The 15,550-nt window shown below is 64.3% G+C and carries 20 protein-coding genes; 11 read left to right on the top strand and 9 right to left on the bottom strand.

Annotation, left to right across the window (positions count from 1 at the left end; genetic code table 11):
- Positions 1-27: 27 nt before the first annotated feature.
- The 5 genes from EOA16_RS29965 to EOA16_RS29985 all read left to right on the top strand — a co-directional run bounded on the left by EOA16_RS29965 (position 28) and on the right by EOA16_RS29985 (position 4,216).
- A complete protein-coding gene (locus tag EOA16_RS29965) occupies positions 28-213 on the top strand; it encodes a hypothetical protein (protein WP_013528709.1) in 186 nt (61 codons plus the stop codon).
- A 247-nt stretch (positions 214-460) separates the two neighbouring features.
- On the top strand, positions 461-1,414 hold the full coding sequence (locus tag EOA16_RS29970; RefSeq protein WP_127261363.1) for a sulfonate ABC transporter substrate-binding protein: 954 nt from the start codon (positions 461-463) through the stop codon (positions 1,412-1,414).
- A 69-nt stretch (positions 1,415-1,483) separates the two neighbouring features.
- Positions 1,484-2,641, top strand: a complete 1,158-nt coding sequence (gene ssuD, locus EOA16_RS29975; RefSeq protein WP_127261364.1) for an FMNH2-dependent alkanesulfonate monooxygenase — start codon at positions 1,484-1,486, stop codon at positions 2,639-2,641.
- A complete protein-coding gene (locus EOA16_RS29980; RefSeq protein ID WP_127261365.1) occupies positions 2,638-3,414 on the top strand; it encodes an ABC transporter permease subunit in 777 nt (258 codons plus the stop codon). The genes ssuD and EOA16_RS29980 overlap by 4 nt, the downstream gene beginning before the upstream one ends.
- Before the next feature lie 10 nt (positions 3,415-3,424).
- A complete protein-coding gene (locus EOA16_RS29985) occupies positions 3,425-4,216 on the top strand; it encodes an ATP-binding cassette domain-containing protein (RefSeq protein ID WP_127261366.1) in 792 nt (263 codons plus the stop codon).
- Positions 4,217-4,440: 224 nt separating this feature from the next.
- Here the strand turns inward: EOA16_RS29985 and EOA16_RS32790 are convergent, their stop codons facing one another.
- On the bottom strand, positions 4,441-4,617 hold the full coding sequence (locus EOA16_RS32790; protein WP_164754431.1) for a hypothetical protein: 177 nt from the start codon (positions 4,615-4,617) through the stop codon (positions 4,441-4,443).
- Positions 4,618-4,926: 309 nt separating this feature from the next.
- Between EOA16_RS32790 and EOA16_RS29995 the strand changes: the two genes are divergently transcribed.
- The 4 genes from EOA16_RS29995 to EOA16_RS30015 all read left to right on the top strand — a co-directional run bounded on the left by EOA16_RS29995 (position 4,927) and on the right by EOA16_RS30015 (position 8,172).
- On the top strand, positions 4,927-5,286 hold the full coding sequence (locus EOA16_RS29995; protein WP_127261367.1) for a septal ring lytic transglycosylase RlpA family protein: 360 nt from the start codon (positions 4,927-4,929) through the stop codon (positions 5,284-5,286).
- 291 nt (positions 5,287-5,577) lie between these two features.
- A complete protein-coding gene (locus EOA16_RS30000) occupies positions 5,578-6,855 on the top strand; it encodes a polyhydroxyalkanoate depolymerase (protein ID WP_127261368.1) in 1,278 nt (425 codons plus the stop codon).
- Positions 6,856-7,088: 233 nt separating this feature from the next.
- Positions 7,089-7,706 carry a transglutaminase-like cysteine peptidase gene (locus EOA16_RS30010; RefSeq protein ID WP_127261369.1) on the top strand — a complete coding sequence of 206 codons (618 nt, stop codon included), beginning with the start codon at positions 7,089-7,091 and terminating at the stop codon, positions 7,704-7,706.
- Positions 7,707-7,941: 235 nt separating this feature from the next.
- Positions 7,942-8,172: a hypothetical protein gene (locus EOA16_RS30015; protein WP_127261370.1), complete on the top strand. Its 231-nt coding sequence runs from the start codon at positions 7,942-7,944 to the stop codon at positions 8,170-8,172.
- An 80-nt stretch (positions 8,173-8,252) separates the two neighbouring features.
- On the opposite strand, the gene EOA16_RS30020 is transcribed toward EOA16_RS30015, so the two are convergent.
- Genes EOA16_RS30020 through EOA16_RS30035 form a run of 4 tightly spaced genes read right to left on the bottom strand, consistent with a single transcriptional unit; the run spans position 8,253 to position 11,031 of the window.
- Positions 8,253-8,621, bottom strand: coding sequence for a helix-turn-helix transcriptional regulator (locus EOA16_RS30020; protein WP_013528719.1), 369 nt, complete (start codon positions 8,619-8,621; stop codon positions 8,253-8,255).
- A gap of 25 nt (positions 8,622-8,646) precedes the next feature.
- Positions 8,647-9,177 carry a Smr/MutS family protein gene (locus EOA16_RS30025; protein WP_127261371.1) on the bottom strand — a complete coding sequence of 177 codons (531 nt, stop codon included), beginning with the start codon at positions 9,175-9,177 and terminating at the stop codon, positions 8,647-8,649.
- Positions 9,174-10,298 (bottom strand): murein transglycosylase A, encoded by a 1,125-nt coding sequence (locus EOA16_RS30030; RefSeq protein WP_127261372.1) that lies wholly within the window; start codon positions 10,296-10,298, stop codon positions 9,174-9,176. The genes EOA16_RS30025 and EOA16_RS30030 overlap by 4 nt, the downstream gene beginning before the upstream one ends.
- 25 nt (positions 10,299-10,323) lie before the next feature.
- Positions 10,324-11,031 (bottom strand): Tim44/TimA family putative adaptor protein, encoded by a 708-nt coding sequence (locus EOA16_RS30035; protein WP_127261373.1) that lies wholly within the window; start codon positions 11,029-11,031, stop codon positions 10,324-10,326.
- A gap of 217 nt (positions 11,032-11,248) precedes the next feature.
- Here EOA16_RS30035 and EOA16_RS30040 point away from each other — a divergent pair, with 217 nt between their 5' ends.
- Together EOA16_RS30040 and secB are read left to right on the top strand one after the other, a co-directional pair.
- Positions 11,249-11,749, top strand: a complete 501-nt coding sequence (locus EOA16_RS30040) for an FxsA family protein (RefSeq protein WP_024502218.1) — start codon at positions 11,249-11,251, stop codon at positions 11,747-11,749.
- Positions 11,750-11,878: 129 nt separating this feature from the next.
- Complete coding sequence (gene secB, locus EOA16_RS30045) at positions 11,879-12,376, top strand: protein-export chaperone SecB (protein ID WP_023813420.1); 498 nt, start codon at positions 11,879-11,881, stop codon at positions 12,374-12,376.
- 149 nt (positions 12,377-12,525) lie between these two features.
- On the opposite strand, the gene dnaQ is transcribed toward secB, so the two are convergent.
- The 4 genes from dnaQ to EOA16_RS30065 form a co-directional block, all read right to left on the bottom strand.
- Positions 12,526-13,227 (bottom strand): DNA polymerase III subunit epsilon, encoded by a 702-nt coding sequence (dnaQ, locus tag EOA16_RS30050; RefSeq protein WP_127261374.1) that lies wholly within the window; start codon positions 13,225-13,227, stop codon positions 12,526-12,528.
- A gap of 75 nt (positions 13,228-13,302) precedes the next feature.
- Complete coding sequence (gene coaE, locus EOA16_RS30055) at positions 13,303-13,908, bottom strand: dephospho-CoA kinase (protein ID WP_127261375.1); 606 nt, start codon at positions 13,906-13,908, stop codon at positions 13,303-13,305.
- Complete coding sequence (locus tag EOA16_RS30060) at positions 13,905-14,747, bottom strand: shikimate dehydrogenase (protein WP_127261376.1); 843 nt, start codon at positions 14,745-14,747, stop codon at positions 13,905-13,907. Before EOA16_RS30060 ends, coaE begins: the two co-directional genes overlap by 4 nt.
- Entirely contained in the window at positions 14,740-15,339 is a 600-nt protein-coding gene (locus EOA16_RS30065) for a Maf-like protein (RefSeq protein ID WP_127261377.1), read from the bottom strand. The genes EOA16_RS30060 and EOA16_RS30065 overlap by 8 nt, the downstream gene beginning before the upstream one ends.
- Positions 15,340-15,550 lie beyond the last annotated feature (211 nt).

Raw genomic sequence — 15,550 nt, forward strand, 5'->3', positions numbered from 1 at the left:
GGAGCCGAGAGGAGCAGGAGAATGACGATGACCCATTCCACCGCCGTGCTGTTCGCCCAAGCCGGGAACTGGCTTCTCGCCTGGACCAGGGAAAGCCAGCCGCTTGAACAGCAACCGAAATCGCCAACGCCGGTCCGCTGGGACGCCGAGCGCGACCGCCTGCCGCCACGCGACGAGAGTTTTTACTGGGCCTGGCAGTATTGGTCGCAGTGAAGGGTGGGTGGGCTCGACTTTGCGCCGGCCCCGCATCTTCGTCATCCTAGGGCGGAGCAAGGAGCGAAGCGACGCGGCGCAGACCCTAGGATGACGAATTCTGGGTTGCCCCAGAAGATAATTCCTCATTCCCACCTCAACTCGCAAAATCATTCCTCTACTAAATTTATAGAAATACCTAGCCTGATCCATCTTCCAACCGGCGAGGCCATTTCCGGCGCCGATCCGCAGCGAAGGAGAGGGATCAATGTTCAATCTTACCAGACGTGTTTTCGGCATCGGCCTGCTGGCGGCGACGGTTGCCGTGTCGTTCGGCACGGCCGCGCAGGAGCTGAAACAGCTCAGCATCGGCTACCAGAAGACCGGCCTGCCGGTGATCGCCAGGCAGCAGCAGGTGATCGAGAAAGCGCTTGAAGACAAGGGCGTCACCGTCAAATGGGTCGAGTTCACCGCCGGGCCGCCGCTGGTCGAGGCGCTCAATGTCGGCGCCATCGATGTTGGCTGGACAGGCGACGCTCCGCCGATCTTCGGCCAGTCGGCCGGCGCCAACATCGTCTATGCGGCAGCGCTGCCGTCGAATGGCGAGGGCGAGGCGATCTTCGTCAAGCCGGCGTCGCCGATCCAGTCGGTAGCCGATCTCAAAGGAAAGCGCGTCGGCGTCGGCAAGGGCACCAGCGCGCACAATCTGCTCGTCGCCGCGCTGGAAAAGGCCGGCGTTCCGTTCGACCAGATCACGCCGGTCTATCTCAGCCCGGCGGATGCGGCCGCCGCCTTCGCCAGCGACCAGATCGATGCCTGGACCGTCTGGGATCCGTTCTTCGCCATCGCCGAAACCCGCTACCAGCCGCGTGTGCTGGCCCGCTCCAGCGAGGTGCTCAAGGTCAACACCTATTTCCTCGCCAACAAGGATTTCGCCAAGGCGCACCCCGAAACCATCACCACGACGATATCGGCCCTTGGCGAGGCGGCGAAATGGGCCGACCAGAACCGCGACAAGGTGGCCGCGGCGCTGCATGAGGTGACCGGCGTGCCGCTCGACGCGCAGATCATCGCCGCCAACCGCACCAAATTCGGCATCTTTCCGATCACCGACGAGATCATCGCCGGCCAGCAGGCCACCGCCGACCGCTTCTACAAACTTGGGCTGATCCCGAAAGCGGTCCGCATCTCCGACGCGGTGTGGACAGCGCCAGGCAATTGATTCCTGTCACGCGGCGCCGGGCGGAAGACGCCCGGTGCCGTCTGCCGTTTTCGCTTCGAGGATTTCGCCATGACCGCGCCAGCCAACCCGCTCGATTTCTTCTGGTTCATCCCGACGCATGGCGATGGCTCCTATCTCGGCTCCGAGGAGCAGCAGCGGCCGCCTGAATTCGGCTACTTCAAGGAGATCGCGCAGGCGGTCGACCGGCTCGGTTTTCCCGGCGTGCTGTTGCCGACCGGCCAGAATTGCGAGGATTCCTGGATCACCGCGACGGGCCTCGCGACGCTGACCGAAAAACTGAAGTTCCTTGTCGCGCTGCGGCCGGGCGTCACGCTGCCGACTTTCGCGGCACGCCAGACCGCCGCCCTCGACCGCTTAAGCAATGGCCGCCTGCTGCTCAATGTCGTGGTCGGCGGCAACCCGACCGAGCTCGCCGGCGACGGCGTCTTCCTGCCGCATGACGAGCGCTATGCCCAGGCGCATGAGTTCCTGACCATCTGGCGCGGCCTGGTGTCGGGCGAGCGGGTCAATTTCGACGGCAAATATTACCGCGTCGAGAATGGCCGCCTCGACCTTCTGCCGCACCAGGAGCGGCCGCCGCTCTATTTCGGCGGGTCGTCGGATGCGGGCCAGGACCTCGCCGCAGACCTCGTCGACATGTACCTGACCTGGGGCGAGCCGCCGGCACAGGTGGCCGAGAAGCTGGCCACGGCGCGCGCAAAGGCGGCACTGCGCGGCAGAAAGCTCCGTTTCGGCATCAGGCTGCATTTCATCGTGCGTGAGACCGAGGACGAAGCCTGGCGCGCCGCCGACCGGCTGATCAGCCATGTCACCGACGCCCAGATCGAAAACGCGCAGGCGCGCTTCCTCAACCAGATGGACTCGGTCGGCCAGCGCCGTATGGCCGAGCTGCATGGCGGCCGCCGTGACAGGCTGGTCGTCTCGCCCAATCTGTGGGCCGGTGTCGGGCTGGTGCGCGGCGGCGCCGGCACGGCGCTGGTCGGCACGCCGGAACAGATCGCCGAGCGCATCCGCGAATACCAGGCGATCGGCATCGATACCATCATCGGCTCGGGCTATCCGCATCTCGAGGAGGCCTACCGCGTCGCCGAGCTTCTGTTTCCAAAGCTCGGGCTCGGCACCAGGCGGCAACGGGCGCATGAGAACATCGCCAACGAATTCTCGGTCGGCTTCCATGGCGCCAACCGCCTGCAGGCTTCGTCATGAGTCTGGCGCTACCTGTCGGCAAGAACGGCATCGGCTGGCTGCTGCCGGCGCTGATCATTGCCGGCTGGGAGGTGGCTTCCCGCGCCGGCGTCATGCCCGCCAACGTGCTGCCGGCGCCGAGCGCGGTCGCCGAGGCCTTCTGGCGGCTGATGCTGTCGGGGGAACTGATCCGCAACATCGGGGTTTCGACCGCGCGCGCCCTTGCCGGCTTTGCCGTCGGCGGCTCGATCGGCTTTGCGCTTGGCCTTGCCAACGGGCTGTCGACGCTCAGCCGCGGCCTGACCGACACGACGCTGCAGATGATCCGCAACATTCCGCATCTGGCGCTGATCCCGCTGGTCATCCTGTGGTTCGGCATCGACGAGGAAGCCAAACTGTTCCTGGTGGCGCTCGGCGTGTTCTTCCCGATCTACGTCAACACGCTGCTCGGCATCCAGAGCGTCGACCCGCAGCTGGTCGAGATGGGCCGCGTCTACGGCATGGACCGGCGCGCCCTGTTCTTCCGCGTCATCCTGCCCGGCGCACTGCCGGCGATCTTCGTCGGCCTGCGCTATGCGCTGGGCATCATGTGGCTGACGCTGATCGTCGCCGAAACCATCTCGGCCAGCTCGGGCCTCGGCTACATGGCCATGCAGGCGCGCGAATTCCTGCTGATCGACGTCGTCGTGCTCTCGATCCTGATCTACGCGCTGCTCGGCAAGCTCGCCGACAGCCTCGCCCGCCTGCTCGAGCGTTTGTCGCTCGGCTGGCATCCGGCCTTCCAGAACGGATGAGAGATTGCCCATGACCGCCGCCAGCCTGACCGCAGCCCGTTCCTTCGCCGCCACGCCGGTGCGGCCGATCGGCTCCGTCGAAGGACAGCGGGCCTTTGCCTTCAGGCATGCCGGCAAGCGCTTCGGCGACAAGACCGTGCTCGACGGCATCGACCTGGACGTGCCGGCCGGGCAGTTCCTTGCCGTCATTGGCAAGAGCGGCTGCGGCAAGAGCACGCTTTTGCGGCTTCTGGCCGGGCTCGACCGGCCGACATCGGGATCGCTGACATTCGGCGTGGCAGAGGAAGGACACAGCCGCACGCGCTTCATGTTCCAGGAGCCACGGCTGCTGCCCTGGGCCAGCGTGGTGAAAAACGTCGAGGTCGGGCTGACCGGCATCGCCACCGGTAGCGAAGCAAGGCACCGCGCGCTCGACATCCTCGGCGAGGTCGGGCTTGCCGACCGGGCCGACGAATGGCCTTCGGTGCTGTCAGGCGGCCAGAAGCAGCGCGTGGCGCTGGCCCGTGCACTGGTCGGCCACCCGCAGATCCTGGCGCTCGACGAGCCGCTGGGCGCCCTCGACGCCCTGACCCGCATCGAGATGCAGCAATTGCTGGAACGCATCTGGATCGCGCAGAAGTTCACCGCCGTGCTGGTCACGCATGATGTCGCCGAAGCGGTCGCGCTGGCCGACCGGGTCGTGGTGATCAGCGAGGGCCGGATTGCGCTTGATTTGGATGTGCCCGTGGAACGGCCGCGCCGGCGCGGTTCGGTGGAGCTGGCCCGGCTCGAGGGTAAGATTCTGGATCGGCTGTTCGGGTAGGTCCTTCAGGGCAGAACCGTCGGCGGGACAGCGCCCCCCTCTGCCCTACCGGGCATCTCCCCCTCAAGGGGGGAGATTGGCAGCTTCGGCCTCGCTGCCCTTCTTTCGATGATGGAGATTGGCGAAAGCAGTGATGACGGCCAATCTCCCCACTAGAGGGGGAGATGTCCGGCAGGACAGAGGGGGGCGCCACAGATCGCCAGCGCTCATTCTCTAGCTCACCCCTACCGGTTAGCCCACACCAATCCCACCAGCCCGACCATCATGGTGACGACGCCGACATACAGCCATTGCGATTGGCCGGTCATGAAGCTGCCGCCGACCACGCCGATGCCTTGCAGCGACCACAGCGCGCCGACGGCAAGCACAATCAACGCCAGCAGATTTTTGGTCAGCCTCATTGCCGGATCTCCCTTTTGAAGTCGATTGGTTGCAGCATCGGGGCCGCGAGAAAAGAGCCAAAGGAAGTGGCCCGACCGTGCCCGACTCTACTTGGATATTAATGTTCGATCTTGTCAAACGGAGGCCTGACGCCGGGACAAAGATCATCATTGATTTATCATTGCGCGCCGGAAAATCCCTGACAGACTGTTACCCAGCGACTCCAAACGTGTGCTATTGCCACGGAACCGCCAGATCACTGCCGCATTTCGTGCCTTATTTGGCACCTAACGGCTGGGGTCTGTCAAAAACGGAGCCATCCCTCAAATATGAAGAACTCAAAACAGACCGCGCTTGTCGCGGTAACGATCGCTGCTGGCCTGATGGTCGGCGCATCTTCGGCAACCGCGGCCAGCCAGTGCGGTCGCGCCTCGTGGTACGCCCTGCACTCCAGGACCGCATCGGGCGAGCGCATGAACCCGTCGGCGCTGACCGCCGCGCATCGCACCTTGCCTTTCGGCACCAAGCTCAGGGTCACCAACAAGAACAACGGCCGCAGCGTCGTCGTGCGCATCAACGATCGCGGTCCGTTCATCAAGGGACGCGTGCTCGACCTGTCGAAGGGTGCCGCCGGCCAGCTCGGCTTCATCGGCTCCGGCCACACGTCCGTGTGCATGGCGCGCGTATAGAGTGACTGTTTCTTCGACCATGACCTTTCCGAAAACCGGAATCCACTTTTCGGGATCATGATCGGGTGTCCGGCAAGAGGGGCCGGACACACTACCTACACATTTCGCAGCCGCACACTGAGCCGGCTGGCACCGTTCGGCCCCGATTTCCATGGCCTTGAGCCAAAGAAGCATTGGTCACGCAGCGTGACGTATTGCATCGCAGCAATTAGTTGTTAACTTCCCCGCGAGACATCTAGGGCTCGGCGCGGCTCGTCGTCCCTTCGGTCGCAGGCAGCAGCGGGGTTCTCGATGTTCTACCAGCTCTATGAGATGAACCACGCGGCCCTGCAGCCGGCGCGCCTCTATGCCGACGCGGTGCGGATGTTCTACTCCAATCCGCTCAATCCGTTTTCCCACACGCAATGGGGCCGTTCGATCGCGGCGACGGCCGAACTGTTCGAGCGCACCACGCGCCGCTACGGCAAGCCGGCCTTCGGCCTGACCAAGACCGTGGTCGACTGGAAGAGCGTCGAGGTCACTGAAAAGACCGTCTGGTCGAAGCCGTTCTGCAATCTCGTCCGCTTCGAGCGCACTGTCCCCGCCGGGCGCAAGCCCGATCCGAAGCTTCTGATCGTGGCGCCGATGTCGGGCCACTATGCGACGCTGCTGCGCGGCACGGTCGAAGCCATGCTGCCCTATGCCGACGTGCACATCACCGACTGGGTCGATGCCCGCATGGTGCCGCTGGCCGACGGCAGCTTCGATCTTGACGATTACATAGACTACGTCATCGACATGCTGCACACGCTGGGGCCGGACACGCATGTGATGGCGGTGTGCCAGCCTTCCGTGCCGGTGCTGGCCGCCGTGGCGCTGATGGAAACCAAGGGCGACCCCTTCGTGCCCTCGACCATGACCTTGATGGGCGGCCCGATCGACACCCGCAGCAACCCGACCGCGGTCAATCTGCTGGCACAGGAAAAGGGCATCGACTGGTTCCGCGACAATGTCGTGATGCATGCGCCCTGGCCGGTGCCGGGCTTCGGCCGCGAGGTCTATCCGGGCTTCCTGCAGCTGTCCGGCTTCATGAGCATGAACCTCGACCGCCACATCATCGCCCACAAGGACTTCTTCATGCATCTGGTGAAGCATGATGGCGACAATGCCGAGAAGCACCGCGATTTCTACGACGAGTATCTGGCGGTCATGGATCTGACGGCGGAGTTTTATCTGCAGACCGTCGACACGGTCTTCGTGCGCCAGGCCTTGCCCAAGGGCGAGATGACGCATCGCGGCACCAGGATCGATCCGTCAGCGATCCGCAACGTCGCGCTGTTCACCGTCGAAGGCGAGAACGACGACATATCGGGCCTTGGCCAGACCAAGGCGGCGCATGATCTATGCCCCAATATCCCGGCTGAGCGGCACGCCCACTACATGCAGCCGGCGGTTGGCCATTACGGCGTGTTCAACGGTTCGCGCTTCCGCTCCGAAATCGTGCCGCGCATCGTCGACTTCATCACCAGCTATGGCCGCCAGGAGCGTGTCGCGGTGAAGCCGAAGCTGGTCCGCGCCGCCAAGAGATAATGCAGGCCGCCCAAAATTGCGGGTTTTGGGACGGCGACCTGCATAAACCAAGCTTAACGGCGACAAACCGTGAAATTGACCGGTAAAAGCCGGCTGGCTGGCCGATTCTGTTGCACAAGTGCCGCTGTCCAGCCCCTCGGGTAACCATGCCGACAATCCGACTGTCGTCGTAATTGACACGGACTGTAAATCCCCCTTAACCTTTCGTTAATAACAAAGGGTGAGCGGGGACAATGATTTCCTCATCGATGGCGCGACGGCTGCGCGTGTATGTGGCGGCCGGGCTGGCAATGACGGCAGGCTGGGTGGCACCGGCCTTGGCGGGTGGAGCGATGGCGACCGGGGGCCTCACCTCGCAGCCGATCGGACACTATGATTTCTGCAAGCTGCATCCGGGCGAGTGCTCGATCCGCCCGACCAATCTGGCGCCGGCTCCGATGAGCGACGGGCTGATGCGCAAGCTTCTCAATGTCACCGCCAGGGTCAACGCCGCCGTCAAGCCGATGAGCGACATGGACATCTACGGCAAGGACGAGGTCTGGGCCTATCCCGACAAGGGCGTCGGCGATTGCGAGGACTATGTGCTGGAAAAGCGGCGCCAGCTTTCGCGCATGAGCATCTCGCTTGCCGATCTTCTGATCACCGTCGTGCGCAAGCCCGACGGCGAGGGCCACGCCGTGCTGACGGTGCGCACCGACGAGGGCGACTATGTGCTCGACAATCTAACCGACAAGGTCAAGCCATGGGAAGCGACCGGTTACCGCTTCCTCAAGCGGCAGGCGATCGACAACACCGGCCGCTGGGTCTCGATCCGCGGCGGCCAACAGGTTCTGGTCGGCGCGGTTCAGTAAATACGGCGTTTGCCGGAAGCGTCCATCGCTTCGTCAGCGATGCCGGCATCACATATCTTTTGCACCGCCGCGACGCTTGCAGTTCGCGGCATGAATCCTCCGGTCCGCGCGTCCGCTTCGCCCGTGGATGACGAAATCGAGGAGCCTCCGACAGAATTCCCCATTTCTCCGTGAACCATTTCGCTCCGGCCAGCGACACACAGCCGTGAACCGAAACCAACCATGGAGACTTCAGATGACTGCTTTTCTGCGAAACACCCTTCTTGCCGCTATCGCGGTGTCGAGCATGGCCGGATCCGCCATGGCCGATCAGACCACCACCAGCTGTGCCAAAACCAACCTCAACGACCTCTGGTCCGGCCGCTGTTGCGGTGATGCCGGGGCGTCGGACTGCCTGGGTGGTGGAAACAACGGCCACGGCGATCATGGCCGGGGTGGAAATGGCGGCACCGCCGGCAAGAAATGATCTCATCACTGTGCCCGCTGGCGCTCCGCCGGCGGGCAGTTTCCTCGTGAGGCAGGCGAGCACCAGCGCAGACCGTCGGACTACGGCCGCTGGTTTAACGCCGCGCGGATCGATGCGGTGATGCGGCGAAGCTCGGTTTCGTCGAGTTTCTCGATGTTTTCCGCCAGCAGATTGGCAAGCTCGGTGGCAGCGGGGGAAAGACCCGACGTGTCGAGTTTTACGCGCGGGTGCGAGGCCTCGGCCAGCCGCGCCAGTTCCTCGGCATCGTCCCAGATGATGTTGAAATAGCCGATGATCTTCTGGATCAGCGTCCAGGTCGGGGCACCGCGCCTGCCATGTTCGAGCGCCGACAGATAGGCGGCGCTGACGCCGATCGCCGCAGCCATGTCCTTCTGGCGGACACCGCGTTCGCTTCTAAGCGTCCGCAGCTTCTCTCCGAACGGGGTCATGCCCCCACCCTCATGAACGAACTCCTCACACGCGCGCCCGCCGCAGCCGGATATAGAGCGCACCCGAACCGCCATGATTGCGGGCGGCATGGTCGTGGCTGGAGACGAGCGGCCGGAAGGCAGGCGTCGACAGCCAGGCGGGCACGGCGCGCCGCAACACGCCATCGCCGCCGGAGGACGAGCCCTTGCCGGTGATGACCAGGACATAGCGGACGCCGCCGGCATGCGCCCGGTGCAGGAACGAAAACAGCAGCGAATAGGCTTCGTCTTGCGTCATGCCGTGCAGATCGACGCGACCCTCGATCGGCAGCCGGCCTTTCGACAGCTTGTCCAAGGTCGGCTCGTCGAGCGCGTGGGCGACATGCTGCGTCTTCGGTTTGGCTGCGCCGCCCGGATTGGCCATGGGCTGAACCGGTTGCGACTGACTTGGCCTGACCTCTGCAGGGATTTCAGGGATGTCGACGGCAAATTTGCCCTTCAGCGGTTTGGCCGTGCGCGCCACCAGGTTCCACAGAACCCGGTCGTCCTCGCTGAGCTTGTCCGGGCGCCGGGTCATCGGACCGCACCCGCAACGAGCGCGCGTGGGATCAGCGCGTAAAAATCCGCGGCATTGCGGACCACGCCGGCGATCTCGCCCGCGGCATCGCCCGAACCGGCGAACAGGTCGCCCCGCGCGGGTCCAGTGATGGCCGAGCCGGTATCCTGCGCGATCATCAGGCGGCGGAATGGTTTTGCGTCGAAAGCGGTGAGCGTCGGCGCGTCGATGTAAAAGGGCGTGCCGAATGTATGCAGCAGGCGGTCGACGGCGATCGAGCGGCCCGGCGTCAGCGGCACCTTGGCGGCGGCGATCGGGCCAAGGGCCGCGTCCTCGACATCGGCCGGGCGGAAGAAGATGTAAGAGCGGTTCTGCCACAGGATCTCGTCGACGCGGTCCGGATGCGCCTTGAACCAGGCGCGGATCGACTGCATCGTCACTTCCGCCAGCGGGATCTCGCCAAGCTCGCTCAGGATCTTGCCGGGTCCGGTGAAGCGCTGGCCGGATTTGGCGGCATAGGTGACGCGGGCAAGCCGGCCGTCGGTCATGGCGAGGCGTGCGGCACCTTGCACGTGAATGAAGAAGGCATCGACCTTGTCGGCCAGCCAGGCGATTTCCAGCCCCTTGCCATTAAGCGCGCCACGCTCGATCTCGCCACGGTCGGGATACTCGACCGGCCCGGCCGGCGTCTGGCGCGCGAAAGCGAGGTAAGGATCCAGGCCGGCAGGCCGGTTGCTTTGGTCGATATCGACGAGATCGGCCGGGCGCGACAGCAATGGCACCGAAAACCGGTCCGTGCGCACCGGTGACGCCTCGACTTGCGGTTCATAGAAACCGGTGACGAGCCCGGCGCCGGCATTCTCGGCAGAGATAAGCGCCGGGACAAAATGTCGCTCGAAGAAGGCGCGGGCTTCCCCTCGGGTCAAAACCGGCGACCGATTCGCCGGCGAAACGGTTCGGGCATCGGCGCAGGCATCGGCAAAGGCGTCGAAGTCGACGCCGAGCGCACCGCTGCGATAGGGTTTGGTCAGGACATGGAAGGCCGAGCGGCGAAAGGCGGCGAAGGCCGCCGAATGGTCGTCATCGTCCCATCCGGGCAGATCGCCGAAGGCTTTCTCGACAAAAAGAGGCGATAGCGACACCGGAGCCTCGCCGCGGGTTTCCGAACTAGTCTTCTTCCTCGGTGGCGACGAGCTTCCAGTTCGGATCGCGCGAGCGCGTGTCGCGGGCGAAGGTCCAGACATCCTTGACCTCGGCGACGGTTTCCGGGTCGCCATCGATGACGGCACCGGCCTTGTCGCGGGTCGCCGAAATCAGCTCGCTGATGATGCGCAGCGTGAGATGCGCCTCGCCGCCCTTCATCTCGGCCGAGACGATGTCGGCCTTGTCGATGCCGACGAAGGAGGACTGGATCTTTTCCGCCTTGGCCTCGCGCTCGCCGATAGCGGCGACAAAACCGTCATAGACCTCGCGCGACAAAAGGTTCTTCAGCGTTTTGCGATCGCCGTCGGCATAGGCCATGACGATCATCTCGTAAGCCATCTTGGCGCCGTCGACGAAACCCTTCGGCTCGAAGGAAGGATCATTGTCCTTGATGGTGCGCAGGCCCTTGTTGAGGTCGGTATCGGGCTTGGCGAAAGCGTCGATCGCGGCATAGGTGTCGGGAGCCGGCTCGCCTGGCGGGCGCTTGCGCGGCAGCGAGACGACGTTTTCGGATTTCTGGGCGGCATCCTTATCGCCGCTGCGAGCCGCCGAATAGGGATCGAAGGGCGGTCGTTCGCTGCCGGTGCGGCGGCCCAGCACGTTGCGCAGCTGGAAAAAGATGACCACCGCCGCAATCAGGAAGAAAATCGTGCCGAAGTCGAAGAATCCCATATCTTCCGCCAATCAATCCCTGCCCTGTGGCCGGACCGTCAGGCCCAATGGCCACGGTCGCATAGCGTTCAACATTCAAAGCATATAGAACGCAAGGCGCAATCATTCAAATCAAAGGCAGGCATACCTATCTAACAGCCTCAGTGCCAGCGGCGATTGCTCGCTGGCGGCCAAAACAATCGAAACGATCATAACAATCGAAAAAGGTTGGCAAGACTTGCGCATTTCGCTGCTTCCCTTCTTTCTCCTCGCGCTTCCGCTGCTGGAAATCGCCGGTTTCGTCATCGTCGGCCGCGAGGTCGGCGCGCTGGCGACGGTCGGGCTCGTGCTGGCCTCGAGCATCGCCGGCGTGCTTTTGCTCCGGTACCAGGGCTTTGGTGTCATGGCCCGCATCCGCACCGAGATGGCCGCCGGCCAGAACCCCAGCCGCCACCTTGCGCACGGCGCCATGATCGTGGTTGCGGCGATCCTTCTGATCATCCCCGGCTTCATCACCGACATCATCGGCCTGCTGCTGTTCCTGCCGCCGTTGCGCGACTTTGCCTGGAGCCGGTTCAAGGGCCGTATTGTCGTCGCCACCGATTTCTCGACCGGCGGTTTTCGCGGCCGCCAGCGCGACAGGGTCATCGACCTCGAAGACGGCGACTATTCGCGCGAGGACGATCTGAAGCGCGGCCCGGATCACAACTCGCCATGGCGCCGCCTGAAGGACGATTAGGGCGCCGTCCCATCTACATCTGCAGCCGGGAAGCAAGGCGGCAAACCTTGTCTTGTCATCCCCGCCATGGTAGCGAACGCCCGATTTCAATTCGGTCAGCGACGCTGCCCAGGCAAGAGGACAAGGCTTATGGCCAGCAAAGATGACGCGCCGGTCGGCGCAGCCAACGGAAACGGCAATGCGGCGCAGCCGTCGCTCAACGTTCTGGCGCAATATGTGAAGGACCTGTCCTTCGAAAGCCCCGGCGCGCCGAATTCGCTGCGCGGCCGCGACAAGGCGCCGGGCATCGCCATCAACGTCAACGTCAACGCCAACCCGCTCTCCGACAAGCAGTTCGACGTCAATCTGACGCTGAACGCCAAGGCGTCCTTCGACCAGGAAGTGCTGTTCAATGTCGAGCTGGTCTATGGCGGCGTGTTCGCCATCGCAGGCTTTCCGCAGGAGCACATGCTGCCGATCCTGTTCATCGAATGCCCGCGCCTTTTGTTCCCGTTCGCCCGCCAGATCATCGCCGAGGCAACCCGCAATGGCGGCTTCCCGCCGCTGATGCTCGACCCGATCGACTTCGCCCAGATGTTCCAGCAGAAGCTGGCCGAGGACGAGGCGTCCAAGGTCAAGGTGAGCTGAGGCTGCCTGCCACGAACTGTGAAAAGCCCGGCTCGCGCCGGGTTTTTGTTTCGGAGGCCGGCGGGACAGCACCCCCCTCTGCCCTGCAGGACAGAGGGGGGTGTGAAGGATCGCTACGGAACGGGTTTCGTTGCCTGCCGGGCGCAGGTTCAGTTCCCGACAACCTTCAACCACAACGCCTTCTCACCCAACGTTCCGACCATGCCGGCATGCGCGGCGCGTTCGGCTTCGGTGAGGCGGGGCCGCAGGGGTGCCGGGCGCTGGCTGATGATGATCTCGATCTGGCGGACATTTTCGCCTTGCGCCGGCGCGGTGGCGCTGTCGAGGATAAGGGCGGCCTGCTTGCCGCCGATCAGCTCGATATAGACCTCGGCCAGCAATTCGGAATCGAGCAGGGCGCCGTGCTTGGTGCGCCTGGTGTTGTCGATGCCGTAGCGCCGGCAGAGCGCATCGAGCGAATTAGGACCCATCGGGTGCTTGCGGCGCGCCAGCGCCAGCGTGTCGACGACGAGACCATTGTCGATGACGGGGTGGCCGAGCCGGCCGAATTCGACGTTGAGGAAGCCGACATCGAAAGTGGCATTGTGGGCGACCAGCTTGGCGCCGTCGGTGAAGTCCAGCCACTCCTGCGCAATCTCGGCAAAGGTCGGCTTGCCCGCGAGGTCAGTCGCGCTGATGCCGTGCACCGCCTGTGCCTCGGCGTGGATCGCGCGACCCTGCGGGTTGATGTAATGGTGGAAGGTCCTGCCGGTCGGGAAGCGGTTGACCAGTTCGACGCCGCCCAGTTCGATCACGCGGTCGTCGCGCGAATCGAGGCCGGTGGTTTCCGTGTCGAAGATGATCTCACGCATCGAATCAGTCGCTCCAAAGGAGCAGAATCATGAGGCCGGAACAAAATGGCAATGGGCAATGCCGACGGCCTGCCGTCAGGAGCCTGCCTTGCCGGACTTATCCCCGGAGAGTTCGGTGATGATGGCCTTCACCGCCGCCCGCGCGGCGTCCAGCCCCTGGCCGGTGTCGACGACGAAATCGGCCTGACGACGCTTTTCCGCATCCGGCACCTGCTTGGCGAGGATCGATGCCAGTTTTTCCTCCGTCATGCCCGGCCGCGCCAGCACGCGTTCTCGCTGGGTCTCGGCCGGGGCGGTGACGACGACGACCTTGTCGACGCGGTTGCGGCCGCCGGTTTCGAACAGCAGGGGAATGTCGAGAACAGCGATCGATTCGCCGGCGTTACGATGCCTGGCCAGAAAGGCATCGGCGTCGGCGCGCACCAGCGGATGGATGATGGCTTCAAGCTGCTTCAGCGCGGCGGTGTCGCCGAGCACGCGCGCGCCAAGTTTTGCCCGGTCGACCACCCCGGCAATTGTGGTGCCGGGGAAGGCGGCTTCGACCAGAGGCGCCGCCTTGCCGGCATAGAGGCGATGCACCGCCTCGTCGGAATCATGGACCGGCACGCCGGCGTCAGTGAACATCTTTGCCGTCGTCGACTTGCCCATGCCGATCGAGCCGGTGAGGCCGAGCACGATCATGGCTTCGGCACCAGATCGGCGACGATCAGCGCCCGGAGTTCGGCCGTCACCCGCGGCCTGATGCCGAACCAGCGCTCGAAGCCGGGCACGGCCTGATGCAGCAGCATGCCGAGACCGTCGACCGTCTTCAGGCCCCTGGCGCGCGCCGCCGCAAGCAGTGGCGTCTCCAGCGGCACATAGACGATGTCGGTGACGATGGCGTGGTCCGGCAGCCGGGCGGGATCGGCCGACAGGCCTTCATTGCCATGCATGCCAAGTGCCGTGGTGTTGACCAGCAGGCCGGCATCGCCGAGCAGTTCATCCATAGCCGCCATGCCATGCGCCGACACGCCGGCGCCGAAACGATCCCTCAATTCCTGCGCTCGGGCCAGAGTGCGGTTGACGATGCGGATGTCGGCAGCGCCGCGCTCCTTCAGCGCATGGATGACGGCGCGCGACGCGCCGCCGGCGCCGAGCACCACCGCCGGACCCTTGCTTGCCCAGCCCGGTGCATGATCGTCGAGGTTGGCGGCAAAGCCGTGACCGTCGGTGTTGCCGCCCCACAAAATGCCGTCCTCGAACCACAGCGTGTTGACGGCGCCGATTTCTTGCGCCGCCTTGTCGCGGCGTTCGGCCAATGCGAAGGCCGCTTCCTTGTGCGGGATGGTGACGTTGCCGCCGCGGTAATTGTTTGCCTGCAGCGTTTTCACGAACACGGCAAAGTCTTGCGGCGCGACATCGATGGCCTGGTAGCTTCCGTCGATGCCATGTTTGGCCAGCCAGTGGCCATGGATCTTCGGCGAGCGCGAATGCTTGACCGGATGGCCGGTGACGAACGCCTTCTTTGATGCCTCAGCCATCGATCGCTCCCAGCGTGCGCAGCTCGGCCAGCAGCGGCAACAACGGCAGGCCGACAATGGTGAAATGATCGCCCTCGATCTTCTCGAACAATTGAATGCCTTCGCCTTCGATCTGGTAGGCGCCGACGCTAGACAACGCCTTGACGCCGACGCGGGCGAGATGGCGGCCGATGAAGGCCGGGTCGAGCTTGCGCATGGTCATCGAGGCGATGCCGACATGCCGCCACAAAACCTTGCCGTCGCGAACCAGAACAGCGGCGCTGTTGAGCTGGTGGGTCCTGCCCGACAGCGCCAGCAAATGACGGCGGGCACCCTCCATGTCGGCCGGCTTGTGGAACACCTCGTCGCCGAGCGACAGCGTCTGGTCGCAGCCGAGCACCAGGACGCCCGGCCTGCGCTCGCTCACTTCTGTGGCCTTGGCCTCGGCCAGCACCAGGGCGACGTCCTCGGGCGAGACACCGCTATCCTGCAAAGGCGACTCGAGCGCGCGCTCGTCGACATCGGCCGAAACCGCCTCGACATCGACGCCGGCATTGACGAGCATCGCCTTGCGGAACGGACTGCCGGAAGCGAGGATGAGTTTCTCGGTCATGTTTTTCGCCTATTATCCGTCTAACCGTCGTTGAGGTTCTGGCCCAAAACTGAGAACCGCTGCACTCCTCGGCCGCCGCCACGGCATGGATCCTAGGGTCTGCGCTACGTCGCTTCGCTCCTGCTCCGCCCTAGGATGACGAAGGTGTGGAGGCTTTTTGCCCAATCGCGGATGTCGGGGTTTGGCATCCATGCCGTCGAACAGCAGCTGA

This window comes from Mesorhizobium sp. M7A.F.Ca.US.008.03.1.1, from assembly GCF_003997495.1.
In the GTDB taxonomy this organism is placed as follows: domain Bacteria; phylum Pseudomonadota; class Alphaproteobacteria; order Rhizobiales; family Rhizobiaceae; genus Mesorhizobium.

Coding starts and splice junctions, on each gene's coding strand:
- EOA16_RS29970 (WP_127261363.1), top strand. CDS start 461: ATGTTCAATCTTACCAGACGTGTTTTCGGCATCGGCCTGCTGGCGGCG.
- EOA16_RS30035 (WP_127261373.1), bottom strand. CDS start 11,031: ATGGGATTCTTCGACTTCGGCACGATTTTCTTCCTGATTGCGGCGGTG.
- EOA16_RS32790 (WP_164754431.1), bottom strand. CDS start 4,617: ATGAGGCTGACCAAAAATCTGCTGGCGTTGATTGTGCTTGCCGTCGGC.
- EOA16_RS30000 (WP_127261368.1), top strand. CDS start 5,578: ATGTTCTACCAGCTCTATGAGATGAACCACGCGGCCCTGCAGCCGGCG.
- EOA16_RS29965 (WP_013528709.1), top strand. CDS start 28: ATGACCCATTCCACCGCCGTGCTGTTCGCCCAAGCCGGGAACTGGCTT.
- ssuD (WP_127261364.1), top strand. CDS start 1,484: ATGACCGCGCCAGCCAACCCGCTCGATTTCTTCTGGTTCATCCCGACG.
- EOA16_RS30015 (WP_127261370.1), top strand. CDS start 7,942: ATGACTGCTTTTCTGCGAAACACCCTTCTTGCCGCTATCGCGGTGTCG.
- EOA16_RS30010 (WP_127261369.1), top strand. CDS start 7,089: ATGATTTCCTCATCGATGGCGCGACGGCTGCGCGTGTATGTGGCGGCC.
- EOA16_RS30020 (WP_013528719.1), bottom strand. CDS start 8,621: ATGACCCCGTTCGGAGAGAAGCTGCGGACGCTTAGAAGCGAACGCGGT.
- EOA16_RS30060 (WP_127261376.1), bottom strand. CDS start 14,747: ATGGCTGAGGCATCAAAGAAGGCGTTCGTCACCGGCCATCCGGTCAAG.
- EOA16_RS29995 (WP_127261367.1), top strand. CDS start 4,927: ATGAAGAACTCAAAACAGACCGCGCTTGTCGCGGTAACGATCGCTGCT.
- EOA16_RS30025 (WP_127261371.1), bottom strand. CDS start 9,177: ATGACCCGGCGCCCGGACAAGCTCAGCGAGGACGACCGGGTTCTGTGG.
- EOA16_RS29985 (WP_127261366.1), top strand. CDS start 3,425: ATGACCGCCGCCAGCCTGACCGCAGCCCGTTCCTTCGCCGCCACGCCG.
- dnaQ (WP_127261374.1), bottom strand. CDS start 13,227: ATGCGTGAGATCATCTTCGACACGGAAACCACCGGCCTCGATTCGCGC.
- secB (WP_023813420.1), top strand. CDS start 11,879: ATGGCCAGCAAAGATGACGCGCCGGTCGGCGCAGCCAACGGAAACGGC.
- coaE (WP_127261375.1), bottom strand. CDS start 13,908: ATGATCGTGCTCGGCCTCACCGGCTCGATCGGCATGGGCAAGTCGACG.
- EOA16_RS30065 (WP_127261377.1), bottom strand. CDS start 15,339: ATGACCGAGAAACTCATCCTCGCTTCCGGCAGTCCGTTCCGCAAGGCG.
- EOA16_RS29980 (WP_127261365.1), top strand. CDS start 2,638: ATGAGTCTGGCGCTACCTGTCGGCAAGAACGGCATCGGCTGGCTGCTG.